This is a genomic window from Halopenitus sp. POP-27 (assembly GCF_029889855.1).
Lineage (GTDB): Archaea > Halobacteriota > Halobacteria > Halobacteriales > Haloferacaceae > Halopenitus > Halopenitus malekzadehii.
The window spans coordinates 95,994-110,792 of the sequence record NZ_JARANU010000001.1 but is presented as its reverse complement, the minus strand read 5'-3'; the positions used below and the strand labels follow the sequence as shown (position 1 = coordinate 110,792).

The 14,799-nt window shown below is 66.6% G+C and carries 13 protein-coding genes; 8 read left to right on the top strand and 5 right to left on the bottom strand.

Annotated elements, in window-relative coordinates; translation table 11 throughout:
* Nucleotides 1–61: 61 nt before the first annotated feature.
* From rpiA to OQF70_RS00585, 3 genes are all read right to left on the bottom strand, one after another.
* A complete protein-coding gene (rpiA, locus tag OQF70_RS00595) occupies nt 62–796 on the bottom strand; it encodes a ribose-5-phosphate isomerase RpiA (RefSeq protein ID WP_280535295.1) in 735 nt (244 codons plus the stop codon).
* A gap of 35 nt (nt 797–831) precedes the next feature.
* Nucleotides 832–1,956: an ORC1-type DNA replication protein gene (locus tag OQF70_RS00590; RefSeq protein ID WP_280535294.1), complete on the bottom strand. Its 1,125-nt coding sequence runs from the start codon at nt 1,954–1,956 to the stop codon at nt 832–834.
* A 109-nt stretch (nt 1,957–2,065) separates the two neighbouring features.
* On the bottom strand, nt 2,066–3,136 hold the full coding sequence (locus tag OQF70_RS00585; RefSeq protein WP_280535293.1) for a methyltransferase domain-containing protein: 1,071 nt from the start codon (nt 3,134–3,136) through the stop codon (nt 2,066–2,068).
* 286 nt (nt 3,137–3,422) lie between these two features.
* Here OQF70_RS00585 and OQF70_RS00580 point away from each other — a divergent pair, with 286 nt between their 5' ends.
* The 8 genes from OQF70_RS00580 (at nt 3,423) to OQF70_RS00545 (ending at nt 12,174) form a co-directional block, all read left to right on the top strand.
* Nucleotides 3,423–4,730, top strand: coding sequence for an ABC transporter substrate-binding protein (locus OQF70_RS00580; protein ID WP_280535292.1), 1,308 nt, complete (start codon nt 3,423–3,425; stop codon nt 4,728–4,730).
* Between the two features lie 6 nt (nt 4,731–4,736).
* Nucleotides 4,737–5,759, top strand: coding sequence for a branched-chain amino acid ABC transporter permease (locus OQF70_RS00575; RefSeq protein ID WP_280535291.1), 1,023 nt, complete (start codon nt 4,737–4,739; stop codon nt 5,757–5,759).
* Nucleotides 5,756–6,853, top strand: a complete 1,098-nt coding sequence (locus OQF70_RS00570; protein WP_280535290.1) for a branched-chain amino acid ABC transporter permease — start codon at nt 5,756–5,758, stop codon at nt 6,851–6,853. Before OQF70_RS00575 ends, OQF70_RS00570 begins: the two co-directional genes overlap by 4 nt.
* Nucleotides 6,850–7,728 carry an ABC transporter ATP-binding protein gene (locus OQF70_RS00565; protein WP_280535289.1) on the top strand — a complete coding sequence of 293 codons (879 nt, stop codon included), beginning with the start codon at nt 6,850–6,852 and terminating at the stop codon, nt 7,726–7,728. Before OQF70_RS00570 ends, OQF70_RS00565 begins: the two co-directional genes overlap by 4 nt.
* On the top strand, nt 7,725–8,432 hold the full coding sequence (locus OQF70_RS00560) for an ABC transporter ATP-binding protein (protein WP_280535288.1): 708 nt from the start codon (nt 7,725–7,727) through the stop codon (nt 8,430–8,432). The genes OQF70_RS00565 and OQF70_RS00560 overlap by 4 nt, the downstream gene beginning before the upstream one ends.
* Nucleotides 8,433–8,558: 126 nt before the next feature.
* Nucleotides 8,559–10,499 (top strand): 3-hydroxyacyl-CoA dehydrogenase NAD-binding domain-containing protein, encoded by a 1,941-nt coding sequence (locus tag OQF70_RS00555; protein WP_280535287.1) that lies wholly within the window; start codon nt 8,559–8,561, stop codon nt 10,497–10,499.
* Between the two features lie 2 nt (nt 10,500–10,501).
* Entirely contained in the window at nt 10,502–11,692 is a 1,191-nt protein-coding gene (locus OQF70_RS00550) for a beta-ketoacyl synthase N-terminal-like domain-containing protein (protein ID WP_280535286.1), read from the top strand.
* The gene (locus OQF70_RS00545) at nt 11,689–12,174 is read left to right on the top strand and encodes a Zn-ribbon domain-containing OB-fold protein (RefSeq protein ID WP_280535285.1); all 486 of its coding nucleotides are present in this window, start codon (nt 11,689–11,691) and stop codon (nt 12,172–12,174) included. Before OQF70_RS00550 ends, OQF70_RS00545 begins: the two co-directional genes overlap by 4 nt.
* Before the next feature lie 206 nt (nt 12,175–12,380).
* Here OQF70_RS00545 and OQF70_RS00540 read toward each other — a convergent pair whose 3' ends face one another.
* Both OQF70_RS00540 and OQF70_RS00535 read right to left on the bottom strand, forming a co-directional pair.
* The gene (locus tag OQF70_RS00540) at nt 12,381–13,988 is read right to left on the bottom strand and encodes a long-chain-fatty-acid--CoA ligase (protein ID WP_280535284.1); all 1,608 of its coding nucleotides are present in this window, start codon (nt 13,986–13,988) and stop codon (nt 12,381–12,383) included.
* A 250-nt stretch (nt 13,989–14,238) separates the two neighbouring features.
* Complete coding sequence (locus tag OQF70_RS00535) at nt 14,239–14,715, bottom strand: VOC family protein (protein ID WP_280535283.1); 477 nt, start codon at nt 14,713–14,715, stop codon at nt 14,239–14,241.
* Between the last annotated feature and the right edge of the window lie 84 nt (nt 14,716–14,799).

Below are 14,799 nucleotides of genomic sequence, written 5' to 3'. Positions count from 1 at the left end.
TCGGGTTGCCGTCACGCCGCCACGCCGTCGCGTTGAACCGTGTCGACGTCACGCTATGGCGTTAGGTCTCGTGAACCGTCACGCCGTCGTCGCCCCCGACGTGGACCTCGTCCGCCATATCGACGAAGAGGCCGTGATCGAGTACGCCGGGGATCGCCGAGAGCGTCCCCGCCAGTCGGTCCGGATCGGCGATCGCGTCGAACGAACAGTCGAGGACGAGGTTCCCGTTGTCGGTGACGACCGGGCCGTCCTTGCGCTCGGCGCGTCGGAGCGTCGGGTCCCCGCCGGCGTCACGGATCGCTGCGGCGGCAGTGGTGTGCGCCTCCGGGAGCACCTCGACCGGCACGTCGGCGGTGAGTTCGTTCGTCACCTTCGAGGGATCGACGACGACGAGGAGCCGGTCGGCGGCCGCATCCACGACCTTCTCGCGGGCGTGTGCTGCACCGCCACCCTTGATGAGCGTCCCGGACACTTCCTCAACATCGCCACCCTCACCCGTGAGGACGACTTGATCCGCGCCGTCGATCGCGATATCGATGCCCGGACCGTCCGGTCCACAGACCGTGTCCAGTCCGACGGTCGGAATACCGTGGTCGCGCGCACACGCTCGGGCGTCGAAGGAGGTCGGGATGCCACGGACGTCCAGCCCGGCATCGACCGCGCGACCGATCGCCCGGATCGCGTGTGCTGCGGTCGATCCCGTTCCGAGACCGACGACGTCCCCGTCCGAGACCGCTTCGGCGGCCGATTCGCCGGCGCGTCGTTTCTGTGCGTCCGTGCCCCCGGTCGTCTTCATACGCGTGCCCTCGGCCCCCGCGTAGAAAAGCGACGTCACTCCAGCCGGTCGAGAACGGCCTCGGCGTCGTACGCCAGCGTGAGCGTCCGCGACCGGCCACGTCCCTCGACGTCGGCGTACTCGGCGTCGATGATCCCGAGCTGGTCGAGCTTGTTGATGATCTCCGAATAGCGGGTGTACCCGAGGTCGGTCTCCGCCTCGAAGGCCTCGTAGACGTCGCCGGCACGCTCGCCCTCGTGGTCGACGAGCACCTCGACGAGCGCGCGCTCGGAGGCCGACAGTCCCCGAAGCGACCGCGAGAGGTGGACGAACTTCGACTTCTCGTAGGCGCTGTCGACGTCCTCGGCCGCGATCGTCTTCGAGGCGCGCATCTCCGCGTTGAGCCCCGCGCGCCGGAGGAGGTCGATCCCGACCCGCAGGTCGCCGTTCTCGGCGGTCAGCTCCGCGACCTGTTCGAGCTCCGGCCGGTCGAGGACGCCGTCGTGGAACCCGCGGGCCGCGCGCTCGCCGAGGATGTCGGCGATCTCGGTCACGTCGTAGACGGGGAAGTAGACCTCCTCCGGCCGGAACACCGACTGGACGCGCGCGTCGAGTTCGTCGATCACGTCGAGTCCGAGGTCCGAGGAGACCACGATCACGCCGATCTTCGCGCCCGAGTGGGTCTCGTGAGCGCGCAGCATCGAGTAGAGCGTGTCGGAGGCCTCGTTCTCGTAGAACAGGTAGTTCACGTCGTCGAGCGCCACGACCAGGACCTCGTCCTCGTCGATCAGGCGGTCGGTTATCTGGCCGAACAGCTTCTTGAAGGAGATCCCCGAGGAAGGCGGCTCGTACTCGAACAGGCGCTCGAAGAGCCGCGAGAAGACTGCATACCGGGTCGAGTCGACCTGGCAGTTGACGTGTGCGGTTTGGACGTCCGTTTGGGCGGCGAGCTCGCCGAACAGATTCTGGATCGCGGTCGTCTTTCCGGTCCCCGGCGGGCCACGAACCATCGTGTTCAACGGGCGGGACCCGCGGGCGGCCGGCCGGAGCGCGTACTTCAGGCTCTCGACCTGGCTCTCGCGGTGGTTGAACGTCTCCGGGACGTAGTCGATCTCGAAGACGTGCTCGTCGCGGAAGACGGACTCGTCCCACGAGAGCATCCCGTCCGGGTCCCCGGTCATCGTCTACACCACGTTTCCCGGAACACTTAATCGTTCCCCGGAGCGTCGGTGGAAGTGAAACGGCACGAGAACCGGCCCGAACCGTTCGGAATCGCGGCGTCGCGTTTCACTATCGGGACGCTTTCGTCGGTGGGTCGATGACGGTCTCCTCCGCCCCTCCCGGTCCATCAGTCAACACGAGGACGTGCCGTGTTAACGATCGATGAACGCGCCGGCTGAACCGCGCCGTAACGTTCCAGCCGGCGTCGATCGCCGCTGAGCGCCAGTCGCGGTCCGCGATGAGCACCGTGCGATCGCTCGTCCGGTTGGCTTCCGTGAGCGCGCCGGTCACCAGGTCCGCCAACTCGTGGCGTTCGATCTTGGACTGGCGGCCGTACGGGGCGTCGAAGACGACGCAGTCGACCCCGTCGTCGACGATCGGCAGTCGTGTCGCGTCACCACGGAGCACGGTCCAGTCGGTCCCGTTCAACAACGCTCGGAGGTTTCGGCGCGTCCCACGAACCATCTTCGCCTGGGCGTCCGCCGCCACGACGCGGGCGCCGACGGCGCCGGCTTCAAGCGGAATCCCGCCGGTTCCACACATCGGATCGAGCAGCGTCCGTCCCGGTCCCGCCCGTGCGATGTTCACGTACGCGCGGGCGTCGACCGGCGCCATGCTTCCGGGTTGGAAGAACGGTCGATCCGTGGGCTTTCGGGCGAAGTCCCGATCGGCGACGACCGTCCGCCACCCCAGGACACAGACGTCGGCCACCTCCCCGTCGGCCCCCTCGACGGCCCGGTGGTCGGCACGGTCACCGGCCGCGAACAGCGCCCGCAGGACGTGATCGGGATCGTCGAGATCGACGTCGAACCCGCGGTCGACCAGCACCTGTCCGAGGTCGCGTTCGGCACGTTCGGTCGAGATCTCGGCCGTTCCGCGCACGTCGCGTGCCCGCACGGCGACGCTGCCGGTGCGGTCGATGCTCGTCGCTCGCAACGCGGCGACGGCGCTGGCGATCGTCGCGTCGGTTCGGCCGATCGCCTCGTGGGCGGCCCGCGTGTACGCAAGCCGCACCACCTCATCGCCGACTCGACCGGCGCGAGCGATCCCGGGCGCGAGGAGTTCGACGCCCGGCACCAGGCAGCCGGCCTCGTAGGTCGCGAACGCGTCCTCTTCCCCGGCGAGTTCGAGCCAGTACACGAGTCCGAATCCGGTCGCGCACGCAATGAGGATAGCGGTCGGCGGTGGCTGCTCCCACCGCCGTCCCCCGTGCCGTCTCGTTCATCGGTCGTCCCGCTCCAACTTTCGGTGACCAGCCGTCCGGTTTCAACATCCTCGACAGATTCGTTGGAAAGGACGGACCGTGTATTGGTGACCGATCGTTCGATATTCGGCGTCACCCGACTCTTGTGGTTAACACTCTGTCTGCAAACCCGGATATAGTTACCAAAGTTATTTATTCGGGCGTCCGGAATAGGCGTTCAGAATGTCACGATCTAACAGGCGACAAGTGCTGCGACGACTCGGCGGGGCCGCGACCGCGGCCGGAACGTTCGGATTCGCCGGGTGTATGGGGAACGGAAACGGTGGCGGCAACGGGAACGGCGGCGGCAACGGCAATGGCGGCGGTAACGGTGCGACAGCGGGCACGACTGGCGACACACTCGAGATCACGGTCGGCTGCCCGACCGCGCTGAGCGGCGCCTTCGCGCCCAACGGCGAGGCCGAGCGCGACGGCGGCCAACTCGCCATCCGCCACCTCGAGGAGGATCTCGACGTTTCGATCGACCTCGTCACGGCCGACACCGAGGTCGACCCCTCCGTGGCCGTCGAACGGCTCGAGGGGATGGTCGTCGAGGACGGCGTGCACGTCGCCTACGGCGGCGTCTCCTCCGCGGTCGGGATCGCGATGGGGTCGTGGGGGTCGGACAACCGCGTTCCGTTCTGTCCCCACGGCGCCTCCGACGACATCACCGGCGCCGAGTGTTCCGAATACATGTTCGCGACCTACTCCGGGAACTCGATGCAGGCCTCCGTCGCGGCCCCGCAGATGGCCGAACAGGCCGACGACTGGTACATCCTCTACTCGGACTACACCTGGGGACAGACCGCAGAGACCGTCTTCACGGAGGTCCTCGAGGAGAACGGCTCGAACGTGGTCGGCTCCTCGGCGGTCCCGTTCCCGGCGGACGACTACACCTCCTACCTCAACACGGCCGACGACGCCGACCCCGACGGGATCGCGCTGTTGGTCGCCGGACTCGACCAGCGGACCTCGATGAACCAGCTGCTCAGCGTCGGCCTCGAGCAGGACTACACGATCGCGATGCACCAGCTCGAGGACGTGAACCTCTGGGGGGTCAGCCAGGAGGCCGCCGCCGCGATCGACGTCGCCAGCCAGGGGTGGCTCCCCTCCCTCGACGTTCCGGAGGACTGGATCTCGGAGATCCGCGAGATCTCCGAGCACGAACCCTACGTCCGCCACTACATGGGCTACACCTCGGTCGACCAACTCGTCCGTGCCGCGGTTCGGGCCGACTCGACCGACGGTGAAGCGATCAAGAACGAACTCGAGGGTCACGAGGTCGAAAGCGAGCGCGTTCGGGCGCTACAGCCCTCCGAGGAGTCGCTCTACTGGCGCGCCGCCGACCACCAGCTCGTGCAGCCGGTCTACGCCAGCGCGGGCCGGGCGGTTGAGGATATGGAATCCGAACCCGATCGCTGGTTCGATGTCATCGACCGGATGCCCGGCGAGGAAGCCGCCGGGGAACCGAGCGCGGAGTGCGAGTTGTAAGGGTCGATGTCGGCCGCTACTCTCGCGTCGACGCCCGACGAACTGCCCTCGCTCCCGTGGGTACTTGCGGGACTCGCGTTGCTGGCGGTGGTGATCGTCACTCTCGCCGTGCGCCCGGGGCTGTTCATCAGCAACCTCGTCGGCGGGATCGTCTACGGGATGATCCTGATGATGATCGCGCTGGGGCTGTCGCTGATCCTCGGCCTGCTCGGCGTCGTCAACTTCGCACACGGCGCGCTGTTCATGCTCGGTGCGTACGGGGCCTATCAGGCCGTCGCGCTGTTCGAGCTCCCCTTTTGGCTCGCGCTGATCGTCGTCCCGATCGGCGTCGGGCTGATCGGGGTGCTGATGGAGGTGACGGTCCTCCGGCGACTCTACGGTGAGGACCCGCTTATCGGCCTGCTTGCCACCTTTGGGGTCGCGTTGATGCTCGAGGAAGCGACCCGCGCCCAGTGGGGCGGCACGCCGCTGAGCTTCGATCCACCGGCCGTGCTGCGGGCATCCGTCCAGGTTGGATTCCTCGAGATCGCGACAACACGGCTGTTCACCGCCGCCGTCGGCGCGCTCGTGGTCGGTGGACTCTATCTGTTGATGTACCGAACCGACTTCGGGCTCTCGATCCGTGCCGGGCTCCAGGACCAGCAGATGGCCGAGTTCCTCGGCATCGACATCCCGAAACGGTTCACGATCGTCTTCTTCATCGGCGCGGCGATCGCCGGGCTGAGCGGCGTGCTCCGTGGTGCCGAGGTCGGGATGGACCTGGGGATGGGGATGGACTTCGTCATCCTCGCGTTCGTCGTCATCGTCGTCGGCGGGCTCGGCAGCATCTTCGGGAGCGTCGTGAGCGCGCTGTTGATCGGCGTCGCGGTCTTCGTCACGCCGGTGATGTTGCGCGCGATCACGACCGTGGCCGGCCTCGAGTGGCTGTACGTCTCCGGGATCGGCGGGCTGATGCCGTTCCTCGTGATGATCGGCGTCCTGCTCGTCCGTCCGCGCGGCCTCTTCGGTGAGGAGGGGTTACTCGAATGAGCGACGCGACCGAACCGACGGCGGACGGACGCGACCGGCTGCTCGCGGCCATCAGCCGTTACCAGGTCCCCATCGGGATCCTGCTGCTCGTGGGTCTGTTGCGTCCCGTCATCGCCCACGATGCCCTGTTGGGCAGCAGCTACATCGCAACCTCGATGCTGATCTGGATGCTGTTTGCGGCCGCGTTCAACCTCCTGTACGGGTACAGTGGGCTGCTCTCGTTCGGCCACGCGATCTTCCTCGGCACCGGCATTTACGGGGTCGCGATCGGGTTGCGCCACTTCGATCTCCCGTACCTCGTTGCCGCGCCGATCGGCGTGATCGTCGCCGGGCTGATCGCCTACGGGATCGCCCGGCTCATCGTCGGCTACGGGGAGATCTACTTCGCGATGTTGACGCTCGCGTTCGCGGAGGCGATCCACTTCGTGGTCAACGCCGATCCCTTCGGGTTGACCGGCGGCGCAGACGGGCTTCGCTCCGGCACGACGCCGGCGTGGATCGAGAGCTTCCGCGGACAGAGCGTCGTCCAGCTCGGCGGCGGCGAGTTCGACCTCTATTATTTCGTCGCGATCGTCTTCGTTCTCGCGAGCCTCGCGCTCTGGCAGATCGTCCGGTCGCCGTTCGGCCGGACGCTCGTCGCCATCCGCGACAACGAGGAGCTCGCACGGGCGATGGGAATCTCGACCGCCCGGTACCAGGTGTGGGCGTTCACCCTGTCGGGCATCTTCTCGGCGATCGCCGGGACGCTGCTCGTGATCCGGAACTCGGGTGCCTCCCTCGAGAACTTCGGGATGATGACCGGCGCCGAGGTCATCCTGATGTCGATCTTCGGCGGGATGAGCTACTTCTTCGGCCCGATCGCCGGGGCGTTCTCCTGGTTCTTCGCGCGGGAGTACCTCACGAACCTGGAGATGGTGGCCGTTCCGCTTTTGGGAACCGTCGACGTCGGCCCGATCCTCGGCTACTGGCGGTTCTTCTTCGGGTTCCTCTTCGTCGTCGTGATCGTGCTTTCGCCGCGGGAGGGACTGTGGGGATTCGTTCGGTCGATCGCCGACCGCGTGCGACGCCGCCTTACCGAGGTGATCCGTGAATGACCGACACATCGTCCGACGACGCGACCGAAGCGGAACGCGTGACCGACGACGCGACCGACCCGGCGTCCGTGACTGACCCGGGAACTGACCACGAATCGCTCGACCCGACCGAGGCGGCCCTCGGTGCACGCGGGCTCACGAAGCGGTTCGGCGAGCTCACCGCGGTCGGCGGGGTCGACCTCGCCGTCCCGGAGGGCGAACTCCGCGCCATCATCGGCCCGAACGGCGCGGGCAAGACCACGTTCTTCAACGTCCTGACGAACGCGCTGGAGCCGACCGCCGGCGCCGTCTATCTCCACGGCGAGGAGATCACCGACACGCCCCAGTACGCCCGGCCACACGACGGGCTCGTCCGGTCGTTCCAGTCGAACCAGCTGTTCACCGAACAGACGGTCCACGAGAACGTCCGGATCGTCGCCCAGACCGCCGAACAGGGCGCGTTCTCGCTGGACCTTCTCGGGCGCGGTCGCGATCTCGCGACCGAACGCGCCCACGAGGTCCTCGAGCTGACCGAGCTCGATGATCTCGCCGAGGAAACGGCCAAGAACCTCTCCCACGGTGACCAGCGCCGGCTCGGGATCGCGATGGCGCTGGCGACCGACCCGAGCGTGCTCCTGCTCGACGAGCCGACCAGCGGGCTCGGTGCCGTCGAGACCGAGACCACCGCCGACCTCATCGAGGACATCCAGTCCGAACTCGGGCTCACCCTGTTGCTGATCGAACACGATATGAACATCGTCCTCTCACGAAGCGACCGAATCACCGTTCTCCACCGCGGTGAGGTACTGACGACCGGCACGCCCGAGGAGATACGCAACGACGATGCGGTACAGGAGGCCTATCTCGGCGAGCGTGACGAGGAGGGATCGCCGTGAATCTGCTCGAGATCTCGGGACTCGAAGCCGGCTACGAGACCGGACAGATCCTCTTCGGGATCGACCTCGCGATCGACGAGGGCGAAGCCGTCGGACTGCTCGGCCGGAACGGTGCGGGCAAGACCACCACGATGCGGGCGATCATGGGCGCCGATCTGCCCCGGATCATCGACGGCTCGGTCCGCTACCGCGACGCGGAACTGCTCGATCGGGAAAGCTACGACCGTGCGGAGCTGGGGATCAGCTTCGTGCCGGAGGAACGCCAGCTGTTCCCACGGCTGACGGTGACCGAGAACGTCCACATTGCCGCCTCGGCGGCCGAAGACCCGCTTCCGGTCGAGGAGATGTTCGATCTGTTCCCCGCACTCGACGAGATGCGTGATCGGCACGCGAAGAACATGAGCGGGGGTGAACAGCAGATGCTGGCGATCGCTCGCGCGCTCGTGTCGAACCCGGACCTCATGTTGCTCGATGAGCCCTGTGAGGGGCTTGCCCCCCAGATCGTCGAGCGGCTCGAGGACGTCGTCACCCGGATCAACGACGAACGCGGCGTGACGGTGCTCATCGTCGAACAGAACGTGGCGACCGCGATGGCCGTCGCGGACCGTCACTACATCCTGGATGAGGGCCGGATCGTCGAGGAGGTCACCACCGACCGGCTTCGGGAGGACGACGAGCTGCGTCAGCGACACCTCGGCGTCTAGTCGGCGACGCGCTCGCCGCTCCCCCATCACCGATCTGGTTAACAGTGTATTCTTAATTCTCCTCTAATCTTCATACTGTATTTTTTAACCACAACTTTGAAGGAGTATGTTAACGAAGTACGGGTGATGACCGTAGACACAATCGACCGCGTCGCGGTACTGGGCGCGGGCAGTATGGGACACGGAATCGCCGAGGTCGCGGCGATCGGCGGCTACGACGTCGTCGTCCGCGACCTGGAGGACGAGCTCGTCGAGGACGGGCTCGAACAGATCGAGTGGAGTCTCGGGAAGCTCGCGGAGAAGGGCCGGATCGACGAGTCGGCCGAGGACGTCTTCGCCCGCGTCGAGGGCACCACCGACCTTGAGGCGGCCGTCGAGGACGCGGACCTCGTGATCGAGGCCGTTCCCGAGCGGATGTCGATCAAGAAGGACACCTTCGCCGAGGTCGACGAGTACGCCCCCGATCACGCCATCCTCGCGAGCAACACCTCGGGACTGTCCATCACCGAGATGGCGACCGCGACCGACCGACCCGAGCAGGTCGTCGGGACGCACTACTTCAACCCGCCCATCCGGATGGACCTCATCGAGGTCGTCCACGGCGAGGAGACCAGCGAGGAGACGATCGAAACGATGCACGAGTACGCCGACTCGGTCGGCAAGACCGCCATCGACGTCAAAAAGGACGTCCACGGCTTCGTCGTCAACAACGTCCTCGTGCCGTTTATGGAGGAGCCGGCCTGGATGCTCGAGGAGGGACTGACGACGATCGAGGAGGCCGACGCGGCGATGGTCTATCAGCGTGGCTATCCGATGGGCCCCTTCGAGCTGTCCGACTACAGCGGGATCGACATCGGCTACCACTTCCGGGAGGACTCCCGGTACGAGGCGCCGCCGCCGATCGAGCGCAAGGTCGAGAACGACGACCTCGGGCGCAAGACCGGGACGGGGTTCTACGAGTACGAGGACGGTGAGGGGACGACCTACGACTTCCACGACCGCGAGGGCTTCGACACCCTCCGCGTCGAAGTGCGGATGATCAACGAGGCCGCCAGGCTCATCGGCGAGGGCGTCGCCACCGCCGAGGACGTCGACCTCGGCATTCGGCTCGGCGGTCGGTTCCCGATCGGCGTCTGCCGGCTCGCCGACCAGATCGGTCTCGACGTCGTTCTCGAGAAGCTCCGGTCGCTTCACGAGGAGTACGGCGAACAGCGGTACGAACCGGCCGACCACCTCGTCGAGCTCGTGGAGGCGGGGAAGACCGGCGAGGACGCCGGCATCGGCTTCTACGACTACCACGGCCAGTGGCCCTACCAGTTCCTCAACGTCGACCTCGACGACCGCGGTGTGCTCTCGATCGAGTTCGACCGCCCCGAACGGCTGAACGCCTTCTCCGAGGAGATGTTCGCCGAGGTCCAGCGCGCCCTCGAGGACGCGCCCGTCGAGGACGTTTCCTGCGTCGTCTTTTCGGGGGCCGGCGACCAGTTCTCCGCCGGCGCCGACATCACCGGCTTCCTCACGAACGCCCCCACCGAGATCATGGACGTCGAGGAGTCCATCGAGACCGTCCACGAGTTCCCCCGGCCGACGATCGCGAAGATCGATGGCTTCTGTCTGGGCGGCGGCCTCGAGCTCTCGTTGGCGTGTGACCTTCGGATCGCCTCCGAGCGCTCCACGCTCGGCAGTCCCGAGATCGACCTCGGGCTGATCCCCGGCGGCGGCGGCACACAGCGACTCACCCGGATCGTCGGTGAGACGCGCGCGAAGGAGCTCGTCTTCCGCGGCAACCACGTCTCCGCCGAGCGGGCTGCCGACTGGGGGCTCCTCAACCGCGCCGTCCCCGGCGACGAGTTCGAGGACGTCGTCGGCGAGTTCGTCGACGACATCGCCACCGGGCCCAAGACGGCGCTGAAGGTGGCCAAGAAGGTGATCAACGAGGGCCAGAACGCCAGTCTCGAGGCCGGCCTCGCGATGGAGAGCCAGGGCTTCGGCCTGCTGACGACGACCGACGACGTGATCGAGGGCGTCGACGCCTTCCGAAACGACCGCGAACCGGAGTTCAAGTGACGATGACTGACACCGCAGCGATCGTCGGCGGCGGCCTGACCGAGTGGGGCGAGCGCGAGGCCACCTGGAAGGACCTCGCTCAGGAGGCCGGCAAGGCGACCTTCGACGACGTCGACGGTCTCGACCAGTCGGACGTCGAGGGCCTGTTCGTCGGCGCCGTCCAGCCGGAGCGGTTCGCCTTCCAGAGCCACGTCGCGCCGCTCGTCGCGGAACTGCTGGGAATCGATGCCGATATGATCTCGCGGACGGAGCTCGCGTGTGCGAGCGGTCAGGCGGCGCTCCGGTACGCGTGGCTGGCGATCGCCGCCGGCCAGATCGACGTCGCGCTGGTGCTCGGCGTCGAGAAGATGAACCTCGGAAAGGAGTATATGCCCGAGATGCAGTCGACGATGACGAACGTGCTCGACCGCGAGTTCGACGGCGTCAACGGGCTCAACGGCCCCTCCCACTTCGCGCAGTTCGCCCAGCGGCACATGCACGAACACGGTACCACCCGCGAGCAGCTCGCGATGGTGAGCGCGAAGAACAAGAGCCACGCCGCCGCGACCGACTTCGCGCAGTACCGCGAGGAGGTTTCGGTCGATGACGTCCTCGAGTCGTATCCGATCGCGCCGCCGCTGAACCTGCTCGACTGCAGCGGCATCACGGACGGCGCCGCCGGCGTGCTGCTCGTCAGCGAGGAGAAGGCGCGGGAGGTAACCGACACCCCGGCCTACATCACCGGCAGCGGCCAGTCGTGTCTCTCGAGCAACTCGATCAACAACCTGCCGTCGATGACGACCTGGCCCCAAGCGCGGGAGGCCTCCGAGAAGGCCTACGACCAGGCCGGCATCGAGGACCCGCTCGCGGAGATCGACGTCGCGGAGGTCCACGACTGCTTCTCGATCAGCGAGGTGATCGAGTACGAACAGCTCGGCTTCGCCGAGGAGGGCGAGGGCGGTGCCTTCATCGAGGAGGGTCGCAGCGAGCTCGACGGCGACGTCGCGGTCAACCCCCGCGGGGGCCTGCTCGGCTGTGGCCATCCGCTCGGTGCCACCGGCGTCTGTCAGGCGCTCGAGGTCTATCGACAGTTCACCGGCGACGTGCCGGACGCGCGTGCGGTTGCGGGCGACCCTGAGACCGGCCTGATCCACAACCTGAGCGGCAGCGGGTCGGTTCACAGCGTGATGACGCTCGGGAGGGATCCGCAATGACGCGCGAGGACCCGCCCCGCGAGACGATCTCGATCCCGAACGAGGTCGATCTCCCGCGGCTGCTCGACTTCTACGACCTGCAGGACGCCGAGCACACCGGGATCCACGAGTTCTACGACAACCTCCGGAACGGGGAACTCACCACGACGACGTGTGACGACTGCGGGGCGGTCCACTTCCCGCCCCGGATCGTCTGTCCCGAGTGTCTGAGCGACGACCTCTCGTACACGTCGCTTCCCCACGAGGGGACGCTCCACTCGTTCACCGAGGTCCGCGGCACCGCGGCGATCGGGATGACCGACGACACGCCGTTCGTCGCCGGCGTCGTCGACCTCGGCGACGTGCGGCTGTCCGCACGGGTCGACGACGCGAGCCACGAGGACCTCGCGATCGGCGATCCAGTCCGGCTGAAGATCGTCGACATCGACGGGCCGACCGACCAGGACCGGGTCTTCTACCGGTTCGTGCCGGTCGAGGACTGAGTCGGATTCGTTTTGGAGCCGGTCTCGAGATCGGTCGCGGACCCGTTCGCCGATGTTCTCGTGACGCTCCGACGGTACGCTAACGCCGCTCTCGGTGGCGCTCCGACTGGACGTCGACGGTACTCGTGAAAAATCGCAAAAGTCGGATTCGACGGGGCGACCGGTCCGGGAACGAACCGGTCACGATCGGGGGCTTTGCAGGCGCGCTATCCGACGTTCTTCTCCTCGTCGTCCCAGAACTCCTCGCGGAGCTCGTACTTCTGGATCTTTCCGGTCGAGGTCTGTGGGAGGGTTTCGCGGAACTCGACGCTCGTCGGGCACTTGTAGTGGGCCAGCCGCTCGCGGGTGAACTCGATCAGTTCGTCCTCGGTGAGGTCTGCTCCCTCCTGGGTCACGACCAGCGCCTTCGGCGTCTCGCCCCACTTCTCGTGGGGAACGCCGATGACCGCGGCGACCTGCACGTCGGGGTGCTCGTAGATGACGTCCTGGACCTCGATCGTCGAGATGTTCTCCCCGCCGGAGATGATGACGTCCTTCTTCCGGTCGACGATCGTGAGCATCCGGTTCTCGTCCCAGGTGGCGATGTCGCCGGTGTGGAACCAGTCGTCGCGCCGGTCGTGAAACGCCCGGTGGGTCTCGTCGGGCTTGTTCCAGTAGCGGTCCAGCACCTGGTTGCCGCGGACGATGACCTCGCCTTGGGTCTCGTCGTCGGTCGGAACTGGATCGCCGTGTTGGTCGACGACGAGGACCTCCGTGTTGAGCGTCGCGAAGCCGGGCTTGTTGATGATGTCGTATTTGTCCCCTTGCTGGATCTTCCGGTGCGTGTTGCTCGTGGTCACGAGCGGTCCGGTCTCGGTGGCGCCGTAGGCGTGGATGATCCGCCAGCCGAGTTCGTCCTCGACCTCGCGGATCGTGCTCTTCGGCGGCGGGCTCGCGGCCGTCTCGACGCGCACCGGCTTCTCGCCCGTCGACGGGACGTCGGCGTCCTCGTAGTAGTCCAAGAGCATGTTCAACACCGTCGGTGCGCCACCGAGGTAGCTCACGTCGTGGTCGGCGATGCGCTCGAAGACGGTCTCGGGGTCGAACTGCTCGACGATGACGTGTTTGCCGCCGATGCCGGTGAGACCGTAGATGTGTCCCCAGCCGTTGATGTGGAACATCGGTGAGGTCCACAACAGCGTGTCGTCGTCCTCGAACTCGACGTGGTGGGAGTGGATCAGCGCGTGGTAGTGCTGGATCCGATGGGTGTGGACGACCCCTTTCGGATCGCCGGTGGTGCCGCTGGTGTAGAGGATGGTCGCGTCGTCCTCCTCGGAGATGTCCGGACGGTCCGGCTGCTCCGGGGAGTGCTCGGCGAGCACGTCCTCGTAGCCGTGCCAGCCCTCGCCGGCGGCGTCGCCGTCGTAGGCGACCCACTGCTCGACCGAGGTTCCCGCCTCGGCGTCGGTCCCCTTGAGGTGGTCGACCTTCTCGGTGAATCCCGTATGTGCGATCAGCACCGACGGGGCGCTGTCGTCGACGAGGTAGTCGTACTCGTTCGGCTGCAACCGGAAGTTGAGCGGCACGAACAGCGCGCCGATCTGCATCGTCGCGTACAGCGTCTCGATGAACCGGTGGGAGTTCGGCGTCAGCAGCGCCACGCGGTCGCCCTTCTCGACGCCCCACTCGAGCAGCGCGTTCGAGAGGCGGTTGATGCGGTCGTTCAGCTCGTTATACGTGAACTCGGTCCCGTCCTCGGCGACGACGCCGACGTCGTCGCCGTAGAGCGTGACCGCCCGATCGAGATAGTCAGTCGTGAGTAGTGGTCGTTTCATGGGTGTCGTTCAGTGACGTGTGGTGGGTCGTGGTCGTCCAGCGCGTCGCGGCATCCGCCTCGGCGCGGCCTCCGCCGGTGATTGCGGCGGTCGATCGCCACGTGAGTGTGACTCTCTGACGATGTCTTCGCCAACGGGAGTCCATATTTTACATAGTAATTTAAACTTTCGGGAATTCTTTCCAATCGATACGATCGACTATCGATGGTGATCGACGTCGTCGGGATGGAGTCGGTCGCTCACCGCGCGGTCACTCAGTCGAGAGGCGCCGATCGCCCACGACCAGGTCGGCGGCCGTATGCTCCCCGTTCTCGCCGTAGCGTGCCGTATACTCCATCAGCTGGAACAGCGTACCCGTCGGATTGCGGGGGGAGACGAACGCTTCGATCCACTCGTCGTACGCCGCCCGATCGACGATCTCGAAGCCGGCCGCCTCGAGCGTCGCCGTCATCGTGTCGATGTCGGTGACCTCGATCGTGACGTGATGGAGGCCGGGTCCGTTCCGGTCGAGGTAGTCGGTGAGGAACGACTCCTCGGCGACCGGCTCGATGAGTTCGATCCGGGAGCCTCCGCCCAGCTCGTAGTAGACCCAGCGGAACCGGTCCTCGACGACGTCGTCGACCAGCCGCCGACATCCCAACGCCGTCAGCAGCGGCTCCGCCGACTCGACGTCCTCGACGGCGATTCCGACGTGGTCGACCCGCGCGCGTGGTGCGTCTTCGCCCATGGGTCGTCATTGCCGTACACATTGTTAATTATTGCCGTCGATCGTTGTCGTCGCTTGCCGTCTCCACTTGCCGTCACCGCTCTC

Excerpts from the sequence above, each read along its gene's own strand:
- OQF70_RS00570 (WP_280535290.1), top strand. The coding sequence starts at position 5,756 with ATGAGCGACGCGACCGAACCGACGGCGGACGGACGCGACCGGCTGCTC.
- OQF70_RS00550 (WP_280535286.1), top strand. The coding sequence starts at position 10,502 with ATGACTGACACCGCAGCGATCGTCGGCGGCGGCCTGACCGAGTGGGGC.
- OQF70_RS00545 (WP_280535285.1), top strand. The coding sequence starts at position 11,689 with ATGACGCGCGAGGACCCGCCCCGCGAGACGATCTCGATCCCGAACGAG.
- OQF70_RS00565 (WP_280535289.1), top strand. The coding sequence starts at position 6,850 with ATGACCGACACATCGTCCGACGACGCGACCGAAGCGGAACGCGTGACC.
- OQF70_RS00535 (WP_280535283.1), bottom strand. The coding sequence starts at position 14,715 with ATGGGCGAAGACGCACCACGCGCGCGGGTCGACCACGTCGGAATCGCC.
- OQF70_RS00555 (WP_280535287.1), top strand. The coding sequence starts at position 8,559 with ATGACCGTAGACACAATCGACCGCGTCGCGGTACTGGGCGCGGGCAGT.
- OQF70_RS00540 (WP_280535284.1), bottom strand. The coding sequence starts at position 13,988 with ATGAAACGACCACTACTCACGACTGACTATCTCGATCGGGCGGTCACG.
- OQF70_RS00580 (WP_280535292.1), top strand. The coding sequence starts at position 3,423 with ATGTCACGATCTAACAGGCGACAAGTGCTGCGACGACTCGGCGGGGCC.
- OQF70_RS00575 (WP_280535291.1), top strand. The coding sequence starts at position 4,737 with ATGTCGGCCGCTACTCTCGCGTCGACGCCCGACGAACTGCCCTCGCTC.
- OQF70_RS00590 (WP_280535294.1), bottom strand. The coding sequence starts at position 1,956 with ATGACCGGGGACCCGGACGGGATGCTCTCGTGGGACGAGTCCGTCTTC.
- rpiA (WP_280535295.1), bottom strand. The coding sequence starts at position 796 with ATGAAGACGACCGGGGGCACGGACGCACAGAAACGACGCGCCGGCGAA.